Annotated in this window: 21 protein-coding genes; 18 read left to right on the top strand and 3 right to left on the bottom strand. The window is 57.1% G+C overall.

Going from position 1 to position 19,679, the window contains the following annotated elements; genetic code table 11:
* Positions 1-53: 53 nt before the first annotated feature.
* The 7 genes from HB779_RS03085 (at position 54) to rlmH (ending at position 6,105) form a co-directional block, all read left to right on the top strand.
* Positions 54-677 carry a GNAT family N-acetyltransferase gene (locus HB779_RS03085; protein ID WP_244642450.1) on the top strand — a complete coding sequence of 208 codons (624 nt, stop codon included), beginning with the start codon at positions 54-56 and terminating at the stop codon, positions 675-677.
* Positions 678-771: 94 nt separating this feature from the next.
* A complete protein-coding gene (gene obgE, locus HB779_RS03080; RefSeq protein WP_188344348.1) occupies positions 772-1,806 on the top strand; it encodes a GTPase ObgE in 1,035 nt (344 codons plus the stop codon).
* 7 nt (positions 1,807-1,813) lie between these two features.
* Entirely contained in the window at positions 1,814-2,986 is a 1,173-nt protein-coding gene (gene proB / locus HB779_RS03075; RefSeq protein WP_188344347.1) for a glutamate 5-kinase, read from the top strand.
* Between the two features lie 3 nt (positions 2,987-2,989).
* Positions 2,990-4,273: a glutamate-5-semialdehyde dehydrogenase gene (locus tag HB779_RS03070; protein WP_188344346.1), complete on the top strand. Its 1,284-nt coding sequence runs from the start codon at positions 2,990-2,992 to the stop codon at positions 4,271-4,273.
* 56 nt (positions 4,274-4,329) lie between these two features.
* Positions 4,330-4,926, top strand: coding sequence for a nicotinate-nucleotide adenylyltransferase (locus HB779_RS03065; RefSeq protein ID WP_188345754.1), 597 nt, complete (start codon positions 4,330-4,332; stop codon positions 4,924-4,926).
* 149 nt (positions 4,927-5,075) lie between these two features.
* The gene (gene rsfS / locus HB779_RS03060) at positions 5,076-5,459 is read left to right on the top strand and encodes a ribosome silencing factor (RefSeq protein ID WP_244642449.1); all 384 of its coding nucleotides are present in this window, start codon (positions 5,076-5,078) and stop codon (positions 5,457-5,459) included.
* Between the two features lie 163 nt (positions 5,460-5,622).
* Positions 5,623-6,105 carry a 23S rRNA (pseudouridine(1915)-N(3))-methyltransferase RlmH gene (gene rlmH, locus HB779_RS03055; RefSeq protein ID WP_188344345.1) on the top strand — a complete coding sequence of 161 codons (483 nt, stop codon included), beginning with the start codon at positions 5,623-5,625 and terminating at the stop codon, positions 6,103-6,105.
* Between the two features lie 72 nt (positions 6,106-6,177).
* On the opposite strand, the gene HB779_RS03050 is transcribed toward rlmH, so the two are convergent.
* Both HB779_RS03050 and HB779_RS03045 read right to left on the bottom strand, forming a co-directional pair.
* Entirely contained in the window at positions 6,178-6,573 is a 396-nt protein-coding gene (locus HB779_RS03050; protein ID WP_188344344.1) for a DUF3011 domain-containing protein, read from the bottom strand.
* 125 nt (positions 6,574-6,698) lie between these two features.
* Positions 6,699-7,580, bottom strand: coding sequence for a LysR family transcriptional regulator (locus HB779_RS03045; RefSeq protein ID WP_188344343.1), 882 nt, complete (start codon positions 7,578-7,580; stop codon positions 6,699-6,701).
* A 132-nt stretch (positions 7,581-7,712) separates the two neighbouring features.
* On the opposite strand from HB779_RS03045, the gene HB779_RS03040 reads away from it, so the two are divergent.
* Positions 7,713-9,209, top strand: coding sequence for a CoA-acylating methylmalonate-semialdehyde dehydrogenase (locus tag HB779_RS03040; RefSeq protein ID WP_188344342.1), 1,497 nt, complete (start codon positions 7,713-7,715; stop codon positions 9,207-9,209).
* Between the two features lie 72 nt (positions 9,210-9,281).
* Here HB779_RS03040 and HB779_RS03035 read toward each other — a convergent pair whose 3' ends face one another.
* Positions 9,282-9,935, bottom strand: a complete 654-nt coding sequence (locus HB779_RS03035) for a GntR family transcriptional regulator (RefSeq protein ID WP_188344341.1) — start codon at positions 9,933-9,935, stop codon at positions 9,282-9,284.
* Between the two features lie 81 nt (positions 9,936-10,016).
* Here HB779_RS03035 and HB779_RS03030 point away from each other — a divergent pair, with 81 nt between their 5' ends.
* The 10 genes from HB779_RS03030 (at position 10,017) to HB779_RS02985 (ending at position 19,609) form a co-directional block, all read left to right on the top strand.
* Positions 10,017-10,910, top strand: coding sequence for a dihydrodipicolinate synthase family protein (locus tag HB779_RS03030; protein ID WP_188344340.1), 894 nt, complete (start codon positions 10,017-10,019; stop codon positions 10,908-10,910).
* 9 nt (positions 10,911-10,919) lie between these two features.
* Positions 10,920-12,173: an FAD-binding oxidoreductase gene (locus HB779_RS03025; RefSeq protein ID WP_188344339.1), complete on the top strand. Its 1,254-nt coding sequence runs from the start codon at positions 10,920-10,922 to the stop codon at positions 12,171-12,173.
* Between the two features lie 15 nt (positions 12,174-12,188).
* Positions 12,189-13,190 carry a 4-hydroxyproline epimerase gene (locus tag HB779_RS03020; protein ID WP_188344338.1) on the top strand — a complete coding sequence of 334 codons (1,002 nt, stop codon included), beginning with the start codon at positions 12,189-12,191 and terminating at the stop codon, positions 13,188-13,190.
* Positions 13,150-13,410, top strand: coding sequence for a hypothetical protein (locus tag HB779_RS03015; RefSeq protein WP_188344337.1), 261 nt, complete (start codon positions 13,150-13,152; stop codon positions 13,408-13,410). The genes HB779_RS03020 and HB779_RS03015 overlap by 41 nt, the downstream gene beginning before the upstream one ends.
* Before the next feature lie 48 nt (positions 13,411-13,458).
* Entirely contained in the window at positions 13,459-14,367 is a 909-nt protein-coding gene (locus HB779_RS03010; protein WP_188345752.1) for a branched-chain amino acid ABC transporter permease, read from the top strand.
* Between the two features lie 4 nt (positions 14,368-14,371).
* The gene (livM, locus tag HB779_RS03005; protein ID WP_188344336.1) at positions 14,372-15,796 is read left to right on the top strand and encodes a high-affinity branched-chain amino acid ABC transporter permease LivM; all 1,425 of its coding nucleotides are present in this window, start codon (positions 14,372-14,374) and stop codon (positions 15,794-15,796) included.
* Positions 15,796-17,202, top strand: coding sequence for an ATP-binding cassette domain-containing protein (locus HB779_RS03000; RefSeq protein WP_188344335.1), 1,407 nt, complete (start codon positions 15,796-15,798; stop codon positions 17,200-17,202). Before livM ends, HB779_RS03000 begins: the two co-directional genes overlap by 1 nt.
* Complete coding sequence (locus tag HB779_RS02995) at positions 17,202-17,951, top strand: ABC transporter ATP-binding protein (RefSeq protein ID WP_188344334.1); 750 nt, start codon at positions 17,202-17,204, stop codon at positions 17,949-17,951. The genes HB779_RS03000 and HB779_RS02995 overlap by 1 nt, the downstream gene beginning before the upstream one ends.
* A 61-nt stretch (positions 17,952-18,012) precedes the next feature.
* On the top strand, positions 18,013-18,366 hold the full coding sequence (locus HB779_RS02990; RefSeq protein ID WP_188344333.1) for a DUF6867 family protein: 354 nt from the start codon (positions 18,013-18,015) through the stop codon (positions 18,364-18,366).
* 127 nt (positions 18,367-18,493) lie between these two features.
* The gene (locus tag HB779_RS02985) at positions 18,494-19,609 is read left to right on the top strand and encodes a branched-chain amino acid ABC transporter substrate-binding protein (protein ID WP_188344332.1); all 1,116 of its coding nucleotides are present in this window, start codon (positions 18,494-18,496) and stop codon (positions 19,607-19,609) included.
* Positions 19,610-19,679 lie beyond the last annotated feature (70 nt).

The raw sequence follows: 19,679 nt of genomic DNA, 5'->3' as shown, positions 1-19,679 counted from the left end.
AAGGGGAGATGGGGTACCACCCATCTCCCCTTTCGCATCTGGAGGATAGCAAAATGGTTGCCGAATTACTGGAAGACGATGAAGACAGACTGGACCTGATAGACTGTCCGGTCCTCGTGACTGAACGCCTGGTCCTGCGCGCGCCGCACACCGAGGACGTTGACGCAATTGCCCGTCTCGCCGACAATCCCCGTGTGGCGGAAATGCTTTCCCGCATGCCTCATCCCTACACACAGGATCATGCGGTGGACTTCGTGCGCCGCGCCAATGCGGGCGAGATCGGCAAATGCGTCTACGCCATTACCCTCGCGCAATCCGGAACGTTCATTGGCTGCTGTGGTATCAATTACCGGCGCAGCAAGGACATGCGGATAAACGAGCCTCGCAAGGATGAGCTGGAAATCGGCTACTGGCTGGGTGAGCCGCATTGGGGCAAAGGCTATGCCACTGAAACGGCGCATGCGCTGGTCGATCTGGTGTTCCGTGCCACGCAGGTGGAAAAGCTGCATGCATCCTGCCGGGTTTCGAACATCGGTTCGCGGCGGGTGCTTTACAAAAGCGGGTTCCAGTATGCCAACACCGGCATGATGGATTCGCTCGCAGCCGGTAACGTGCCCGTCGAACGCTACATGCTGGACCGGCGGACATGGATTGGGCTTCGCAGCTGGAACACATAATTACGACTGGCCGCCGCGATCTCTTGCGACGGCCAGTTTTCTTCCCGCGCATTTTCCTGTAATGCCTCGGGACATCAAAAAGGACTGAACTTCCATGAAATTTCTTGATCAGGCGAAAGTCTATATCCGCTCCGGTGACGGTGGTGCCGGTTCGGTATCGTTCCGCCGCGAAAAGTTTCTGGAATTCGGTGGTCCCGATGGCGGCGACGGCGGCCGTGGCGGTGATGTTTGGGCCGAAGCGGTTGATGGGCTCAACACGCTGATCGACTATCGCTACCAACAGCATTTCAAGGCCAAAACCGGCATGCACGGCATGGGCCGCAACATGACCGGCGGCAAGGGTTCGGATGTCGTGCTCAAGGTGCCTGTCGGCACGCAAATCTTCGAAGATGACAATGAAACGCTGATCTATGATTTTACCGCCGTCGGCCAGCGTTATCGCCTTGCCAAAGGCGGCAATGGCGGCTTCGGCAATCTGCATTTCAAGACTTCGACCAATCAGGCGCCGCGCCGCGCCAATCCGGGCCTTGAAGGTGAAGAGCGCAATTTGTGGTTGCGGCTGAAGCTGATCGCCGATGCGGGCCTTCTGGGCAAGCCGAATGCCGGCAAGTCGACATTTCTTGCCAGCGTGACGGCAGCCAAGCCGAAGATCGCCGATTATCCCTTCACCACGCTGCATCCCAATCTGGGTGTTGCCCGTATTGACGCGCGTGAATTCGTTATTGCCGATATTCCCGGCCTGATTGAAGGCGCGCATGAGGGCGTCGGCATTGGTGACCGCTTCCTCGGCCATGTGGAGCGCACGCGCGTGCTGCTGCATCTGGTTTCGGCGCAGGAAGAAAATGTTGCACAGGCCTACAAGACCGTGCGGACCGAGCTTGAAGCCTACGGCCACGGCCTCGCTGACAAGCTGGAGATCGTGGCGCTGAGCCAGATCGATACGCTGGATGCGGCGGCGCGCAAGAAGAAGATCACAGCGCTGAAAAAAGCGGCGGGACGCGAGCCGATGCTGCTGTCTTCGGTCAGCCGCGAAGGCGTCGAACAGGTTCTGCGGGCGCTGGCAGCGATTATTCTTGAATCGCGCCAGTCCGAAGCCCCTGTAGAGGTCGATACCCGCTTCAAATATTGAGTCCGATATGACCGCGCAGAATGACTTCGCTTCCCATCGCACCCTTAAACTTTCCAGCTATCGCCGGATCGTGGTGAAGATCGGTTCTGCCTTGCTGGTGGACCGGTCCAAGGGATTGAAGCGTGACTGGCTGGAAAGTCTTGGCGCGGATGTGGCGAAGCTGGTGCAGGCTGGTGTCGAAGTGATGATCGTCTCCTCCGGTGCCATTGCGCTGGGCCGGACGGTGCTTGGTTTGCCCAAGGGCGCTTTGCGGCTGGAAGAAAGCCAGGCGGCGGCAGCAGCAGGACAGATTGAACTTGCCAAGGCCTATTCCGAAGTGCTGGGTGGGCATGAACTGCGCGCCGGGCAAATTCTCCTGACCTTGTCCGACACGGAAGAGCGCCGCCGCTATCTCAATGCGCGTGCCACAGTCGGTACGCTGCTGCGGCTGAAAGCCGTGCCGGTCATCAACGAGAATGACACGGTGGCGACCACCGAAATCCGCTACGGCGACAACGATCGGCTGGCGGCGCGCGTCGCCACGATGATGGGCGCTGATCTTCTCATTCTGCTCTCCGATATTGACGGGCTTTATACTGCGCCGCCGCATCAGAATCCCGATGCGCAGTTCCTGCCGGTGGTTGAAGCGATCACGCCTGAAATCGAAGCCATGGCTGGAGCGGCCGCATCGGAATATTCGCGGGGCGGCATGAAGACCAAGCTCGATGCCGGCAAGATCGCCAATGCGGCGGGCACGGCAATGATCATTGCTTCCGGCACGCGGATGAATCCGTTGGCCGCTATCGATGCAGGTGAACGGTCAACGCTGTTCAAGCCGAGCCTCAATCCGGTCAATGCGTGGAAAACGTGGATTTCAGGCAATCTCGAACCGGCAGGACGGCTGGTGATTGATGAGGGCGCACTCGTGGCGCTCAAATCCGGCAAGTCGCTTCTGGCGGCTGGTGTGCGCGAGGTTGCAGGCCAGTTCATGCGCGGGGATACGGTTGCTGTGGTTGGACCGGACGGGCGTGAAGCTGCGCGCGGGCTTATTGCCTATGATGCGGCGGATGCCGTAAAGATTGCCGGGCGAAAAACCAATGAGATTGCTACAATCCTTGGATATGATGCCCGTTCGGCGATGATCCACCGTGATGATCTTGTTGTGCGCGCAGCAAAACGTGCCGCTGCGGCTAAGGAGTAAGAGATGCTGGGACGAGTCGATACGATGGACGACGTTGCTGATCTGATGGCCGGGATCGGCCGCAGGGCGCGTGCGGCGGCCCAGCCGCTGTCCATCGCATCGCCGGAACAGAAGATGGCCGCGCTGGTTGCCATGGCCGATGCCATTGATCGCTCCACTGCAACAATTCTGGATGCGAACCGGCAGGATATGGCCAATGGCGAAAAAGCCGGAATGGCTGCCTCGCTGCTCGACCGTTTGAAGCTTGACACGGCGCGCATTGCTGCGATTTCCGAAAGCATCCGCACGATTGCTGCTCTCAAAGATCCGGTTGGCGACATTATTGCCGAATGGGACCGTCCCAATGGCCTTCATATAGAGCGCGTGCGTACGCCGCTTGGTGTGATCGGTGTCATTTACGAAAGCCGTCCGAATGTGACTGCCGATGCGGGCGCGTTGTGCCTCAAGTCCGGCAACGCGGTGATCCTGCGCGGCGGCTCGGATTCCGCCTCTTCGTCAAGGGCGATCCACGCGGCCCTGAGCGAAGGCTTGGAGAGTGCAGGTCTACCAGCGGATGCAATCCAGCTTGTCCCGGTGACGGACCGTGCCGCTGTGGGCGAAATGCTCAAAGGTCTGGATGGCAATCTCGATGTGATCATTCCGCGCGGCGGCAAAAGCCTTGTTGCACGGGTGCAGTCGGAAGCGCGTGTGCCGGTTTTTGCCCATCTGGAAGGGCTTTGTCATCTCTATATCGATGCATCGGCTGATCTGGATATGGCGCGGCGGATAGCGGTCAATGCCAAGATGCGCCGGACAGGCGTGTGCGGTTCCGCCGAGACGCTGCTGGTGGACCGGCTGATTGCGCCGTCACATCTGGTGCCGCTGCTGGACGATCTGTACAAGGCGGGCTGTGAAATTCGCGGTGACGCGGCGGTGGTCGAGCTGTTTGCCGACGCCAAGCCTGCAACCGAGGCAGACTGGTCGACGGAATATCTCGATGCGATCATTTCAGTGAAGCTCGTTGACGGCATCGGCGACGCGATCGCGCATATCAACCGTTATTCGTCACATCACACCGAAGCGGTGATTGCCGAGGATATGCATGTCGTGGAGCGGTTCTTCAACGAAATCGACTCTGCGATCCTGTTGCACAATGCATCAACGCAATTTGCCGACGGCGGCGAATTCGGCATGGGCGCGGAAATCGGTATCGCCACGGGCAAGATGCATGCGCGTGGTCCGGTGGGCGTCGAGCAGCTGACGTCGTTCAAATACCGCGTGCGCGGCAATGGTCAGACCCGCCCGTGACATCCATACAGGCGTTACGTCACAGCTTTCCCGGCGTCAGCGAAGCGCAATTGCGCATGCCTTACGTCGAAAAGGGCATGACGGTGGGCCTGTTTGGCGGATCGTTCAACCCGCCGCATGCGGGACATGCGCTGGTGGCAGAAATCTCGCTGCGGCGTCTGCAGCTTGACCAGCTCTGGTGGATCGTAACGCCGGGCAATCCATTGAAGGACACGCGGCATCTCGCGCCTTTGGCGGAACGTCTGCAGCTTTGCGAACAAGAGGTGCATGATCCGCGCATCAAGGTAACGGCGTTTGAGGCGACCTATAATGTGCGTTATACCGCCGATACGCTGGCGCTGATAAAGGCGCGCAATCCGGGCGTACATTTCGTCTGGATTATGGGTGCGGACAATCTGGCGGATTTTCACCGTTGGCAGCGCTGGCAGAAGATCGCCATGACGTTTCCAATCGCAGTGATCGACCGTCCGGGCTCGACTTTGGCGTTCCTGTCGTCGCGCATGGCCAAGACGTTTGACTATGCACGGTTCGATGAAGATGATGCGCCGCTTTTGGCTCGGGCACCGGCACCGGCATGGACTTTTATCCACGGACCGCGCTCGTCGTTGTCATCGACAGCGATCCGGAACGGGGCAGCAAAACGGCAGAAATGAAAACGTGAACAAAAGGAGAGCCATGACGTCTTGAAAGTGTCATGCGACTCTGCCTATCTTAATAACGTGCAGCACGATTACAGGCTGCGGCGCGTTGTTCTTATTGGAAAGGAAATACACTGAGAACAGCAATTCACAAGAAGGATGCCTTGGCACCTTCAACGGCGGAGATGAACGGTGAAACTTCCGTTACTCTTGCCCTCCAGACAGTCCTTGCCAGTCTCGATGACTCCAAGGCTGAAAAAATTGTCCCCATCGATCTTCGTGGAAAATCTGTCATCGGCGACCATATGGTCATCGCATCGGGCCGTTCACACCGTCACGTAACGGCGGTGGCTGATCAGCTCCTGCGTGCGCTGAAGGAAAGCGGTCACAGCAACAATGCGAAGGTTGAAGGTCTTGCCAGCGGTGATTGGGTGCTGATCGACACGGGCGATATCATCATCCATATTTTCCGTCCTGAAGTGCGTGAGTTCTACAATCTCGAAAAGATGTGGCAGGCTCCCGAACTCGACGGCGAAACCGTACACTAGAACGGCGTGTGCCGTAACGGTACACACCTGCTTTGATATGGATCAGTTCTGACGGATTGGAGCGTCCCGGCATAGGCCGATAGGGGGCGCTTCGGACGGCTAACCTTATCTGCACCGGTCAATGACCGGAGAGCTATTTTCTAGCTCACGACTGGAGTGTGCCATGCGTATCACCGTTTTTGCCGTGGGCCGGATGAAATCTGGCCCCGAGCGGGAATTGGCAGACCGCTATTTTGACCGGTTGAAAAAGACCGGGGCGCCGCTTGGCCTCGAATTCAGTTCCGTTACCGAAATCACCGAAAGCCGTGCTCAGCAGCCGGATCTGCGCAAGCAGGAAGAATCAGCAAAAGTGCTTGAAGCTCTGGATCAGGGCGGCGTGCTCGTGCTGCTTGATGAGCGTGGCAAGACCATGCCGTCGGCAGACTTTGCCAATGCCCTTGCGAAATTCAGGGATGACGGTAAACGCCAATTGCTGCTGACTATTGGCGGGCCGGATGGTCACGATGCCTCACTGCGCAGCCGCGCCGATCTTGTGCTGGCACTGGGTGCCATGACATGGCCGCATCAGATTGTGCGTATTCTGGTGGCCGAACAGCTTTACCGCGCGACCACCATTCTTTCAGGTCACCCCTATCACCGGGTGTAGCTGGCCTTGGCGTAGACGGCTTGCCGCAATCTCTCTCAGGAGATGGCGAACAATCCGGAATCAGGATGATTCTCAGTAATTGTCAGGCTGATAGTAGGGGTCCTGATTGTCATAGTTGCGATCACGCCGGTAGTCGCGGCGCGGATAGCGGTCATCGCGCCAGCGCGGTCGGTCATCCTGATCTCTCCAGCGTGGACGTTCGCCACCGCCACTATCGGCAAATACCGCCGAGCAGCCTTTGTCCACCCAGATGGTACCGCGACTGAAACCCCAGCTCTGGCCCGGAATGCAAGCCGAGCCTGAAAGTTGTCTGATAATACGCGGCCGACGCATGTCGGTATCGCATTCATTGTAGCGGAATTTGCGCGATTCGCATTTTATGGGCCGCTCCTGTGCCTGCGCGGCAGGCACCGATACGAGCTGCATACCCCCGACGGCTACAGCAATGGCAAAAATATATCGGTACATTTTCCCTCTCCGATACGGTTACAACACAGATCGAAACTACATGTGTTCAAGGCGCAATTGTGGAGTTTGTTCCTTAGCCCTCAATCACATTTACCCCGCCCTCTGTTACGTTTGATTTAAACCGTTCAGGTGAAACGCCCCGTCTCGCTGTTGACGAGATCGGAGATGAAGCTGGAGACGGCCGTGATGCGCCGCAAAGTGCGCACGGATTCGTGGTAGGCGAGCCAATAGGACCGGTGGATGGTCCGCTCCGGCAATACCGGCACAAGGTCCGGGTGCTCACGCGCGATGAATGTGTGCAGGATGCCGATGCCGGCGCCTGCCTTCACCGCTTCGACTTGGCCGATGGCACTGGAAATCTCGAAGGCGGGCCGCCAGTCGCGGGTAATCTCCGGGGCGTAATTCAGCGATGGGCTGATGACAAGGTCGTCCACATAGCCAACCAGCCGGTGTTTGGGCAGATCATCGATGCTCTGCGGCGCCGGATGCGCGGCGAGATAGGCGCGGCTGGCATAAAGGCATAGCGTATAATCGACAAGTTTCTTGGCCACGAGCCGGCCTTGGTCGGGGCGGTCGACGGTGATGGCAATATCTGCCTCGCGCCGTGACAGCGAGAATGAGCGCGGTACCGGAACAAGCTGGATTTTCAGATCTGGATAACGGGCAGTCAGCGTGGCAAGGCGCGGGGCCAGGAATGACACGCCAAAACCATCGGGTGCGCCGATGCGCACGGAACCGGAGATAGAAACGTCCGCATCGCCGAGGGATGAGCGGATTGACAGCATCTCGGCTTCCATACGTTCGGCGGAGAGCAAAAACTCTTCACCCGCATGGGTCAATTCGCAGCCATTGGTGCGGCGGGTGAGCAGCTTGGTATTAATGTCATCCTCAAGGGCGGTGAGCCGCCGTGCGACGGTGGCATGATTGACGCCAAGCCGTTTGGCTGCCCCAAGTATCTGTCCCGCACGGGCCACCGCGAGGAAAATCCGCACATCATCCCAGTTCATCAAAAGCTCTCCTCATCTCAAGGTACTTCAATTTTTGCACAACGGATACGCTTTTGCTCGGCTTGCAATAAAAATTTTGAAGCGCGATGATGGGACAACAGAATTCCATCAATCACAGGGAGGTTGCTCGCAATGCGTGAAGTCGGACATTTTATCGGTGGCAAGCATGTCGCCGGAACAAGCGGTCGTACGACCGAGATTTTCCAGCCCATGGACGGCACTGTTCAGGGCCGTGTGGCGCTTGCCACCGCTGACGAAGTGCGTGCCGCCATTGCCAATGCCAAGGGGGCACAGCCTGGCTGGGCGGCAACAAACCCGCAGCGCCGTGCGCGGGTGTTGCGCAAGTTCCTCGATCTCGTTGAAGCAGAGTATGATTCCCTTGCCGAACTTTTGGCACGCGAGCATGGCAAGACCATTCCCGATGCCAAGGGCGATATCCAGCGCGGTCTGGAAGTTGTCGAGGTCTGCCTCGGTTCCGCGCATATGCTCAAGGGCGAATTCACCGACAATGCCGGTACAGGGATTGATGTCTATTCGATGCGCCAGCCGCTGGGTGTTGTTGCCGGTATCACACCGTTCAACTTCCCGGCAATGATCCCGCTGTGGAAGGCCGGTCCGGCGATCGCTTCAGGCAATGCCTTTATTCTGAAGCCGTCCGAGCGCGATCCGGGCGTACCGATGCGCCTTGCCGAGCTGTTCATTGAAGCCGGTTTGCCAGCGGGCATTTTCAACGTCGTCAATGGTGACAAGGAAGCTGTCGATACCATTCTCGATGATCCGGATATCAAGGCCGTCGGCTTTGTCGGATCGACCCCGATTGCTCAATATATCTATTCGCGCGCTACAGCCAACGGCAAGCGTGCGCAGTGCTTCGGCGGCGCCAAGAACCACATGATCATCATGCCGGATGCGGATATGGACCAGACCGTCGATGCGCTGATTGGCGCTGGCTATGGTTCGGCCGGTGAACGCTGCATGGCGATCTCAGTGGCTGTTCCCGTGGGCAAGGACACCGCCGACCGCCTGGTCGAGCGCCTGATCCCGCGCGTCGAAAGCCTGAAGGTTGGGCCGTCCACGGATGCTTCGGCTGATTACGGCCCGGTTGTTACCCGTCAGGCGCTGGACCGCATCAAGGGTTATGTCGATCTTGGCATCCAGGAAGGTGCAAAGCTCGTCGTCGATGGCCGCGGCTTCAAGATGCAGGGCTACGAAAATGGCTTCTACATGGGCGGCTGCCTGTTCGATCATGTCACGCCTGACATGCGCATCTACAAGGAAGAAATCTTTGGCCCGGTTCTCGGCATTGTCCGTGCCGATACCTATGAGGACGCGATCCGCCTGCCGAACGAACACGAATATGGCAATGGCGTTGCCATCTTCACCCGTGATGGTGATGCGGCCCGTGATTTTGCCTCCCGCGTTCAGGTGGGCATGGTCGGTATCAATGTGCCGATCCCGGTTCCGATTGCGTATTACACATTTGGCGGCTGGAAAGGTTCAGGCTTCGGCGATCTGAACCAGCACGGTCCTGATGCTTTCCGCTTTTACACCAAGACCAAGACTGTCACGTCGCGCTGGCCCTCCGGCGTCAAGGACGGTGCCGAGTTCGTCATTCCGACGATGAAGTAACATTCAGATTGTCTGAAAAACCAAACCGCCGGTGATGAGCCGGCGGTTTTTCATTTGTTTGTGTGGAGTGCCTCACGGTGCAAGCGTGCGTAGATAGCCGATGAGCCGGGTTGCCTCGTCCGCAGCTTTATCCGGATCGCGGGTGATGATCGCGTCGATGAGAGCGGTGTGGGCGCCGGCCGATTGTTCCAGACTGCCCGGGCGTTGCAGGCGAAACCAGAAACGGCGGCTGTGGGTCTGCAGGGGTGAAGCGAGACGCGCGGCGTAGGGGTTTTCCGCCGCCTGTCCCAGCACCGTGTCGAAGATTTTGTCGGCATTGAGAAAGCCGATCACATCATTGGCGCTGCGTGCGGCAGTCATGGCATCAGCGGCTGCCTTCAGCCGTTCGTGATGCAACGATGCGCCATAGCGTGCGGCGCCGCGTGCCAGCACACGTTCGACACCTTCGCGCGCATCGAGAACCTTGGTGAAATCCTGCGGATTGAGCGCGGCAATGGCGATGCCGGAGCGCGGGCGAATCTCCATCAGCCCTTCCCATGCCAGCTTCTGTACCGCTTCGCGCACCGGCGTGCGGCCCATGCGGGTCAGGTCCGTCAGCGTCCGTTCATTGACGACCGTGCCGGGTTCCAGTTTCAGCGTAATGATCATCTCCTCGATCTGGCGGTAGGCCATATCGGCAAGGCTTTCAGCCGTCGGGGTGAGGGTGGAGAGGGCGGTTTGATCCATCACAAAAACTTTCGATTCAAGGCAATTGACAGGTTAAATCTGTACAGATATATTTCTGATATATCAAGAAGGAGCAGGGACATGTGGTCTGGCGTTTTTCCGGCAGTTACAAGCAAATTCACTGAAGATGATAAACTCGATCATAAGGAAATGGAACGTTGCTTCTCGCTCCTGATGGATGCGGGTTGCGATGGTCTGATTGTCGCGGGGTCATTGGGCGAAGGTCCGATGCTCAGCCACGATGAGAAACTTGAGGTGCTGAAGACGGCACAGGGCGTTGCCAAGGGCAAGCCGGTGCTGCTCACCATCAATGAAGCCGCGACGCGCGATGGTGCGGCACTGGCCAAGCGTGCCGCCAAGGCTGGCGCGGATGGCCTGATGCTGGTTCCAAGCCCGATCTATCACACGGATCCGGAAGAAACCGTCACGACACTGAAGGCTGTTGCGGCCGCTGGCGATCTGCCAGTCATGATCTATTCGAACCGTATTGCTTACCGGGTTGATGTGACCAGCGAAATTCTGGACGAACTTGCATCGGACAAGCATTTCGTTGCCATCAAGGAATCCTCCGACGATGTGCGCCGCACGACTGACATCATCAATACGTTCGGCAAGCGCTACGATCTCTTTACCGGCGTTGACAATCTCGCTTTCGAAGCGCTGACAGCAGGCGCTATTGGCTGGGTAGCCGGGCTGGTGACGGCGTTCCCGAAAGAGACTGTGGCGATTTACAAGCTCATCGGTGCCGGCCGTTATGCGGAAGCGCTGGATATCTATCGCTGGTTCCGCCCCTTGCTCGATCTCGATGTCTCCACTTATCTTGTGCAGAACATCAAACTGGCAGAAGTCCATGAAATCGGAACCAATGATCGTGTGCGTCTGCCACGTCAGCCCCTGCGCGGCGAGCGCCGGGCGGCAGTTGACAAGATCGTCAGGGATGCGATGGCATCGCGGCCAACTTTGCCAACACTCTAAGGCTCGCCAATGAGCGCCCGTCCGCAGAGGCAGGATATCGTCATCGCCGGTGCCGGTATTATCGGCATCGCAATCGCGGCTTTTCTTGCCGAGGCCGGGCGCAAGATACTGGTCATTGACCGCCAAGGTATTTGTGAAGGCACAAGCTCCGGCAATGCCGGGGCTCTGGCCTTTTCCGATATATTGCCGATCGCCTCGAAAGGGGTCATGGCCAAGGTTCCCGGCTGGTTGATGGATCCGCTGGGGCCCTTCACTATCCGTCCTTCCTATCTGCCGAAACTGGCGCCATGGCTCTATCGGTTCTGGCGTGCCAGCCGCGCCGACGTGCTTGAGCGAACGACCAATGCGCAGGGACTCATGATGCGTCTGGCCGAGCCGGAGATGCTCGGCCTGATGCAGCGTGCCGGTATCCGCCACATGGTGCGTGAGGATGGCTCGCTTGAACTTTACGAGAGCGAGGATGAGCTGAACCAGTCGCTGCCCGGCTGGGCGGCGCGGAACAAGGCCGGTATCGCCTTCGAGCACCTGCGCGGCGAAGCTCTGGAGCAATGCCAGCCGGGATTGTCGCCGCGCTTTGTCGCCGGAACCTTCGTTCCCGGGTGGAAAACGGTCAGTGATCCGCAGCATGTCGGCAAAAGCCTTTGGGCCTATGCGGAAAAGCTGGGTGCGCGCTTCGAACAAGCGGATATCTCATCCGTGAGTGCCAGCGGTGAGGGTGCAGATATCAAGCTTGTAGACGGCAGAACCATTGCGGCTGACAAGCTCGTGATTGCAGCCGGAGCGTGGTCGCATCTCCTGGCTAAAAATCTCGGCGACACTATTCCGCTGGACACGGAGCGGGGCTACAATACGACGTTTCCGGCGGGGGCCTTTGATCTCAAACGCCAGCTCATCTTTTCTGGACACGGTTTTGTGGTCACGCCACTTGAAACGGGTGTGCGGGTTGGCGGTGCGGTGGAACTCGGCGGGCTGGACTTGCCGCCCAATTACAAACGCTCGGAGGCAATGCTGGTGAAGGCAAAGGCGTTCCTGCCCGAGCTTGATGTTTCTGGCGGACGGCAATGGATGGGCTACCGTCCGTCCATGCCCGATTCCCTGCCTGTTATCGGTTACAGCAGGCAAAGCAAACATGTACTCTATGCCTTTGGTCACGGTCATCTGGGATTGACCCAGTCCGGTGCTACGGGCCGTTTGATCCGCGATCTGGTCATGGAGCAGAAAACCGCGATATCGATCGATCCATTCAATCCGCAACGCTTTTAGGACCTGAACAATATCATGGCGCGTCATTCCTTCTTCTGTGTCGATGGTCATACCTGTGGCAATCCCGTGCGTCTTGTCGCCGGAGGCGGGCCCAACCTGACGGGTTCGACCATGATGGAAAAGCGGGCGCATTTCCTGCGCGAATTTGACTGGATCCGCACGGGCCTGATGTTTGAACCGCGTGGTCACGATATGATGTCGGGCTCGATCCTTTATCCGCCAACCCGCGATGATTGCGACGTCGCGGTGCTGTTTATCGAAACGTCAGGCTGTCTGCCGATGTGCGGTCACGGTACCATCGGTACTGTGACAATGGCCATCGAACACGGGCTGATCACGCCGAAGACGCCGGGTGTGCTGCGGCTGGATACACCAGCTGGTCTGGTGGTCGCCGAGTACGTGCAGGAGGGTCAGTACGTCACCAGCGTGCGCATCACCAATGTTCCGGCCTTTCTCTATGCGGAAGGGCTGGAGGTGGAATGTCCCGATCTGGGCACGCTGACCGTGGACGTTGCCTATGGCGGCAATTTCTACGCGATTGTCGATCCGCAGAAGAACTTCCGCGATATGGCCGACTATCGCGCGCTTGACCTGATTGGCTGGAGCCCGGTGCTGCGCGAGCGGCTGAATGAGCGCTATTCATTCCAGCATCCGGAAAAGCCTGACATCAATGCGCTCAGCCATATTCTATGGACAGGTGCGCCGACTGTTCCCGAAGCGCATGCGCGCAATGCGGTGTTTTACGGCGACAAGGCGATCGACCGATCGCCCTGCGGGACGGGTACATCAGCGCGCATGGCGCAGCTTGCAGCAAAGGGCAAGTTGAAGCCCGGCGATGATTTCGTGCACGAATCAATTATCGGTTCGCTGTTCCATGGCCGCGTGGAAGCAACCGCGAGTGTAGGTGAGAGGGAGGCAATCATACCGTCGGTTGCAGGGTGGGCGCGCATGACCGGTTACAGCACGATCTTCATCGATGACCGCGATCCGTTTGCTCACGGTTTTGTGGTCAAGTGAAGCGGCGAAGTCCGTTCTTGACAATAAGGCAGGATTAGACAATTCGGTTAAAATGAATGCATTCGCCTCTTTTTTCGCCATGAATGGACGAAAATTTGGTGAAAAATTTCGCAAGGAGTATGTCAGCAAATGTTATGCCGCTGTTTGCGCTAAAAAAGCTGTTGCTTTCTTAAACGCAGGCGTTACGTGTAAACATATTGGGGTAATGGGAACCGGATAAAAAAACCGGATAAAAAACTTCCCAATGAAAATGAGGGGTATCGTTGCGATGGAGTACTTCATCCAGCAATCGATCAACGGTCTGACGCTTGGCTCAATTTATGGCCTGATCGCAATTGGCTATACGATGGTCTACGGGATCATCGGCATGATCAATTTCGCCCATGGCGATATTTTCATGCTCGGCGCTTTCATGGCGATGATCGTTTTTCTTGCTTTAACAACTTTTATCGGTGGTGTGCCAGTCGTTCTGGCCCTGCTTCTTATGATGCTGGTCGCCATGTTGCTGACTGGCCTGTGGAGCTGGACGATTGAACGTCTGGCGTACCGGCCGCTGCGTGGATCGTTCCGTCTTGCGCCGTTGATCACGGCTATCGGCATGTCGATCGCACTGTCCAACTTTGTGCAGGTCACACAGGGCCCGCGCAACAAACCAATCCCGCCGCTGGTTAATGGTGGTATCACAATTTACGGAACCAACATCACGGTCGCTTACAAGCAGATGGTGATTGTTGTCGTCACGGTGATCCTGCTTGCAGCGTTCTGGTATCTGGTCAACCGCACCTCGCTTGGGCGAGCGCAGCGATCCTGTGAGCAGGACCGCAAAATGGCGGCGTTGCTCGGTATCGACGTGGACAAGACGATCTCCATGACCTTCGTTATGGGTGCCATGCTCGCCGCTGTTGCCGGAACGCTCTACCTGATGTTCTACGGCGTCATTTCCTTCACCGATGGATTTACGCCCGGCGTCAAGGCCTTCACGGCTGCAGTGCTTGGCGGTATCGGCTCATTGCCCGGAGCGGTGGTCGGCGGATTGCTGATCGGCCTCATCGAGGCATTGTGGTCTGCCTATTTCTCCATCGACTACAAGGATGTGGCCGCGTTCTCGATCCTCGCTATCGTCCTGATCTTCCTGCCCTCCGGCATTCTTGGTCGGCCCGAAGTCGAAAAGGTTTAAGCTTATGGCCGATATCCAAACTTCAGGACCGGATTCCGTCTACGCCAAGGCATTCAAAGAGGCGATCTTCGCCGGCGTGCTTGCCCTTGGTCTGTTCTTTCTCATCGTCGGTTTCCGTACCGATCAGAACATCAACAACGAACTGGTGCTTGTCCAGCGTTGGGGCCTTCTGACAATCTTCGTTGTCGTGGCTGCCCTGGGGCGCTTCATCTTTGCGGCTTTCGTGGTTCCCTCGCGGACTCAGGTCAAGGTTGCCAAAGCCAAGCCCTCTGCCGCAACCCAGGCGGACCGCCGTTCTTTCAAGGCGATAGTTTCACGTTTTGGCCTGGCGCTCCTGTTCGTCTATCCCTTTCTGGTTATCCTTATCCTTGCATTGATTCAGTATGCATTTACCGGGCAATGGTCATTCCAGAGCGGCGTGCAGGGTTCGCTGAAATATGTCGATAATTTCGGCATTCAGATTCTGATTTACGTCATGCTGGCGTGGGGCCTGAACATCGTTGTCGGTCTCGCCGGTCTGCTGGATTTGGGTTATGTCGCGTTCTACGCGGTGGGTGCATATTCCTACGCGCTGCTGTCCACCCATTTCGGCCTTTCCTTCTGGCTGCTTCTGCCGATGGCCGGCATCTTTGCGGCGCTCTGGGGGATTATTCTCGGCTTTCCCGTGTTGCGGCTTCGCGGCGATTATCTTGCCATCGTCACACTGGCTTTCGGTGAAATCATCCGGCTGGTGCTGATAAACTGGACGGTCGTTACCAAGGGCACGTTCGGTGTTTCCGGTATTGCCAAGGCAACATTGTTCGGCATTCCCTTCACACCAGGCCCCAATGGCTTTGCTGCCATGTTTGGCCTGCCCAATTCGGGCGTCTATTACAAGATCTTCCTTTATTATCTCATTCTGTTCCTCGCCCTGCTCACCGCATGGGTCACGATCCGCCTGCGCCGCATGCCCATCGGCCGTGCGTGGGAAGCTTTGCGTGAGGACGAGATTGCCTGCCGTTCGCTCGGTATCAACACGACGACAACGAAGCTGACGGCGTTTGCCACGGGTGCGATGTTCGGCGGGTTTGCCGGATCGTTCTTCGCTGCCCGTCAGGGCTTTGTCAGCCCTGAATCGTTTGTGTTCCTCGAATCGGCAATCATTCTTGCCATCGTGGTGCTCGGCGGCATGGGCTCGTTGATCGGTATCGCCATCGCTGCGGCGGTCATGATCGGCGGCACGGAATTGCTGCGCGAACTGGAATTTCTCAAGCTGGTCTTCGGCAATGACTTTACGCCGGAACTGTATCGTATGCTGTTGTTTGGTCTGGCCATGATTGTTGTCATGGTGTGGAAGCCTCGCGGTTTTGTCGGTAATCGAGAACCGAGCGCCTTCCTGCACGAGCGCAAGATGATCTCCAGCGAGTTTACGAAAGAAGGGCACGGCTGATGGTTTCGGAAGTGCGTAAAAATCCCAACGCCGTATTGCGCGTTGAACATCTCTCGATGAAGTTTGGTGGCCTTATCGCCATCAACGATCTGAACTTTGAAGCCAAGCGCGGTGCAATCACCGCCTTGATCGGCCCGAACGGTGCAGGCAAGACCACGGTGTTCAACTGCATCACCGGTTTCTACAAGCCGACTGAAGGCATGCTGACCATGACCCGCCAGAATGGTGAGGAATATCTTCTGGAGCGGATGGCCGATTTCGTCATCACCAAGAAGGCGAAAGTGGCCCGGACGTTTCAGAACATCCGGTTGTTTTCGGGCCTGACGGTTCTGGAAAACCTTCTGGTCGCTCAGCACAACCCGCTGATGCTGTCATCGGGCTATACGATCCTCGGCCTGCTCGGCTTTCCGACCTATAAGAAGGCGGCGGCGGATGCCATCGAAAAGGCACGTTTCTGGCTGGAAAAAATCAACCTCATTGACCGTGCCGACGATCCTGCGGGTGATCTTCCCTATGGCGCACAGCGCCGTCTTGAGATTGCCCGGGCCATGTGCACGGATCCGGAGCTTTTGTGTCTGGACGAACCAGCGGCAGGGCTCAATGCGCGTGAATCGGCTGAGCTCAATCAGCTTCTGTTGAACATTCGCGACGAGATCGGAACATCGATCCTTTTGATCGAGCATGACATGTCGGTGGTGATGGAAATCTCCGATCATGTTGTTGTGCTTGAATATGGCACGAAGATTTCCGATGGCACGCCCGATACTGTCAAGAACGATCCGAAAGTCATCGCAGCCTATCTGGGTGTTGAAGACGAAGAGGTGATCGAGCTGATCGAACATGCGGCAGCCACCGGCAATGATGACATCACAGCTGCGGTTGATCTGCTGTCGTCCGAAGCGATCCACGAAATCGAAGTCACGCATGGCGAGCCGCCGGCTGCTTCGCTGGTCGCTGCTCCTGTTGTCAAAGCCAAGCCTGCTGCTGCCAAACCAGCCGCGAAGGCGGCTCCTGCCGCTGCTCCGGTTAAACCGGCACCTGTGGCCAAAGTTGCTGCTCCGGTTAAAGCACCGGCTGCGAAAACCAAAAGCCCTGCCAAACCGGCTGATCCTGCGATCAAGGCCGGTGCAACATCGAATGCGCTCGCTGCGCCACGGGGCGGCAAGGCGGACAGTCTGATCATTATTAAGGGGATTGGGCCGGTCAATGAGCGCAAGCTCAATGAGCACGGCATTTTCCACTTCGACCAGATCGCTGCATGGAAGAAAGCGGATGTGATTGCCGCCGAAGTCTATCTGGCTTTCGACGGGCGTATCGCACGGGAAGATTGGATTGGTCAGGCCAAGAAACTGGCAAAGGAAAGCCAGAGCAAACCGGCTGTCAAGAAGACCGGAGGGGCTAAGTAATGTCGCAAACACAACCTCTCGCGAAAAGTAGTCCTCTTCTCAGCATCGAGAATGTTGAAACCTATTATGGCAATATCCGTGCCTTGAGCGGTGTCAGCGTTCACGCGGATGCAGGTGAGATCGTCACGTTGATCGGCGCAAATGGTGCCGGTAAATCAACATTGATGATGACGATCTTCGGCATGCCGCGCGCCCGGACCGGACGTGTCGTGTTTGCCGGACAGGACATCACCCAATTGCCAACGCACGAGATTGCGCGCCTGCGTATCGCCCAGTCGCCGGAAGGCCGCCGGATTTTCCCGCGTATGACCGTGCAGGAAAACCTGCAGATGGGTGCAAGTCTCGACAATCTCGAATTCTACGATGAGGATTCACGCAAGGTTTTCGATCTGTTTCCACGGTTAAAGGAACGTATCAACCAGCGCGGCGGTACGCTGTCTGGCGGTGAGCAGCAGATGCTGGCTATTGGCCGTGCGCTGATGGCGCGTCCGCGCTTGCTCTTGCTGGACGAGCCATCGCTGGGATTGGCGCCGCTGATCATCAAGCACATTTTCGAGGCGATCAAGGAATTGAACAAATCGACAGGCCTGACCGTGTTTCTGGTCGAGCAGAACGCCTTTGGTGCGTTGAAGCTGGCGGATCGCGGCTATGTGATGGTCAATGGTATCGTGACGATGAGCGGATCAAGCAAGGAGCTTCTGGCCAATCCGGAAGTGCGTGCTGCTTATCTGGAAGGCGGCCGTCACTAACAAGAATAGGACCGGCTTCCAGCGGAGCTGGGAGGTCCGGTGCTGCAAGGGGAACATTGCCATGCAAGGCATTTTGTACGAAGAACCCTCTCTCTGGCTGTTTGTGCTGGTCACCTGCCTTATGGGCGGCTGGGCTGCCTGGATGGCAGGCCGTGCCTGCGCCAAGACCTGGCGGTCCTACACGACTTTGATTTTCTACATGCTGCTTCTGGGTGTCGGGGTGCGCTTCATCCATTTCGCTCTGTTCGAGGGCACGATGGTCACGCTGCACTACTATGTCATCGATACGATCGTACTGATCATCATCGGTACGCTGGGTTATCGCTACACGCGAACAAACCAGATGATCCAGCAATATCATTGGCTCTATGAAAAAGTTTCCCCCTTCTCCTTCAAGGACAGAACGGGGGTCTAATCAATCGCGCTGACGCGAAATGAATCAGCGTGACAACCGCCGGAAAATCGGCAAATGTGGTCTTCAAGTGATGAGAAAATTTCATCGCGAGGGGTTAGTAAAGTACCTAGGAAATGGGAGTTTTCAAATGAAGAAGTCACTGTTCTCGGGTGTTGCTTTTGCAGCAATGCTCGCTTTGAGCGGTCATGCCTACGCTGATCTTCTGATCGGTGTTGGTGGTCCGTTCACCGGCCCAAATGCCGCTTTCGGCGCACAGCTCCAGAAGGGTGCCGAAGCGGCAGCCGCTGAAATCAATGCTGCCGGCGGCGTCAATGGCGAAAAAATCAAGATCACGCTCGGCGACGACGTTTCCGATGCGAAGCAGGGTGTTTCCGTTGCCAACAAGTTCGTTGCTGATGGTGTCAAGTTTGTTGTCGGTCACTTCAACTCCGGCGTTTCCATTCCGGCATCGGAAGTTTACGCAGAAAACGGCATTGTTGAAGTAACGCCAGCCGCAACCAACCCGGTATTCACCGAGCGCGGTCTGTGGAACACATTCCGTACATGCGGACGCGATGACCAGCAGGGCGTTATTGCCGGCGGCTACATTGCCGAGCATTTCAAGGATGCCAAGATCGCCGTCATTCACGACAAGACACCTTATGGTCAGGGTCTTGCCGACGAAACCAAGAAGACGCTCGAAGCAAAAGGCCTCAAGCCAGTTCTTTATGAAGGCGTGAATGTTGGCGACAAAGACTTCTCCGCACTGATCGCCAAGGCGAAGCAGGCTGGTGTCAGCGTTCTCTATTGGGGCGGTCTCCACACGGAAGCTGGCCTGATCATCCGTCAGCTGGCTGACCAGGGTCTCAAGGTCAAGTTCATCTCCGGCGACGGCATTGTGACCAACGAACTGGCAGCGATTGCCGGTGATGCGGTTGCAGGCACTCTGAACACATTTGGTCCAGATCCACGCAACAACCCAGCCAACAAGGAACTGGTTGAGAAGTTCCGCAAGGCTGGTTTCGAGCCTGAAGCCTACACGCTGTACTCCTATGCAGCCACCCAGGTCATCGCCGCAGCAGCAACTGTTGCCAAGTCGAACGATCCGGAAACCGTTGCAAAGACCTTGAAGTCAAAGGGTCCGTTCAAGACTGTTCTTGGCGACATTTCCTATGACGAAAAGGGCGATCCCAAGCTTCCAGGCTACGTCATGTACGAATGGAAGAAGGGTGCCGACGGCAAGTACACATTCTTCCAGCAGTAAGATTTCTGCTTGAATCCAGTGATGAAATGCCCGGCCTTGTGCCGGGCATTTTGCTGTTGGACATTTGGAT

Source organism: Phyllobacterium sp. 628, assembly GCF_014189505.1.
In the GTDB taxonomy this organism is placed as follows: Bacteria; Pseudomonadota; Alphaproteobacteria; order Rhizobiales; family Rhizobiaceae; genus Phyllobacterium.
This window is presented reverse-complemented; position numbering and strand designations above follow the sequence as displayed.

What these genes read in the sequence shown, in the direction of transcription:
- HB779_RS03065 (WP_188345754.1), top strand. Translation starts at nt 4,330, where the DNA reads ATGCCTTACGTCGAAAAGGGCATGACGGTGGGCCTGTTTGGCGGATCG.
- HB779_RS02995 (WP_188344334.1), top strand. Translation starts at nt 17,202, where the DNA reads ATGTCGCAAACACAACCTCTCGCGAAAAGTAGTCCTCTTCTCAGCATC.
- livM (WP_188344336.1), top strand. Translation starts at nt 14,372, where the DNA reads ATGGCCGATATCCAAACTTCAGGACCGGATTCCGTCTACGCCAAGGCA.
- HB779_RS03045 (WP_188344343.1), bottom strand. Translation starts at nt 7,580, where the DNA reads ATGAACTGGGATGATGTGCGGATTTTCCTCGCGGTGGCCCGTGCGGGA.
- proB (WP_188344347.1), top strand. Translation starts at nt 1,814, where the DNA reads ATGACCGCGCAGAATGACTTCGCTTCCCATCGCACCCTTAAACTTTCC.
- HB779_RS03035 (WP_188344341.1), bottom strand. Translation starts at nt 9,935, where the DNA reads ATGGATCAAACCGCCCTCTCCACCCTCACCCCGACGGCTGAAAGCCTT.
- HB779_RS03015 (WP_188344337.1), top strand. Translation starts at nt 13,150, where the DNA reads ATGACCGCGATCCGTTTGCTCACGGTTTTGTGGTCAAGTGAAGCGGCG.
- obgE (WP_188344348.1), top strand. Translation starts at nt 772, where the DNA reads ATGAAATTTCTTGATCAGGCGAAAGTCTATATCCGCTCCGGTGACGGT.
- HB779_RS03030 (WP_188344340.1), top strand. Translation starts at nt 10,017, where the DNA reads ATGTGGTCTGGCGTTTTTCCGGCAGTTACAAGCAAATTCACTGAAGAT.
- HB779_RS03050 (WP_188344344.1), bottom strand. Translation starts at nt 6,573, where the DNA reads ATGTACCGATATATTTTTGCCATTGCTGTAGCCGTCGGGGGTATGCAG.
- HB779_RS03085 (WP_244642450.1), top strand. Translation starts at nt 54, where the DNA reads ATGGTTGCCGAATTACTGGAAGACGATGAAGACAGACTGGACCTGATA.
- rlmH (WP_188344345.1), top strand. Translation starts at nt 5,623, where the DNA reads ATGCGTATCACCGTTTTTGCCGTGGGCCGGATGAAATCTGGCCCCGAG.
- HB779_RS03010 (WP_188345752.1), top strand. Translation starts at nt 13,459, where the DNA reads ATGGAGTACTTCATCCAGCAATCGATCAACGGTCTGACGCTTGGCTCA.
- HB779_RS03040 (WP_188344342.1), top strand. Translation starts at nt 7,713, where the DNA reads ATGCGTGAAGTCGGACATTTTATCGGTGGCAAGCATGTCGCCGGAACA.
- HB779_RS03070 (WP_188344346.1), top strand. Translation starts at nt 2,990, where the DNA reads ATGCTGGGACGAGTCGATACGATGGACGACGTTGCTGATCTGATGGCC.
- HB779_RS03000 (WP_188344335.1), top strand. Translation starts at nt 15,796, where the DNA reads ATGGTTTCGGAAGTGCGTAAAAATCCCAACGCCGTATTGCGCGTTGAA.
- HB779_RS03020 (WP_188344338.1), top strand. Translation starts at nt 12,189, where the DNA reads ATGGCGCGTCATTCCTTCTTCTGTGTCGATGGTCATACCTGTGGCAAT.
- HB779_RS03025 (WP_188344339.1), top strand. Translation starts at nt 10,920, where the DNA reads ATGAGCGCCCGTCCGCAGAGGCAGGATATCGTCATCGCCGGTGCCGGT.
- HB779_RS02985 (WP_188344332.1), top strand. Translation starts at nt 18,494, where the DNA reads ATGAAGAAGTCACTGTTCTCGGGTGTTGCTTTTGCAGCAATGCTCGCT.
- HB779_RS02990 (WP_188344333.1), top strand. Translation starts at nt 18,013, where the DNA reads ATGCAAGGCATTTTGTACGAAGAACCCTCTCTCTGGCTGTTTGTGCTG.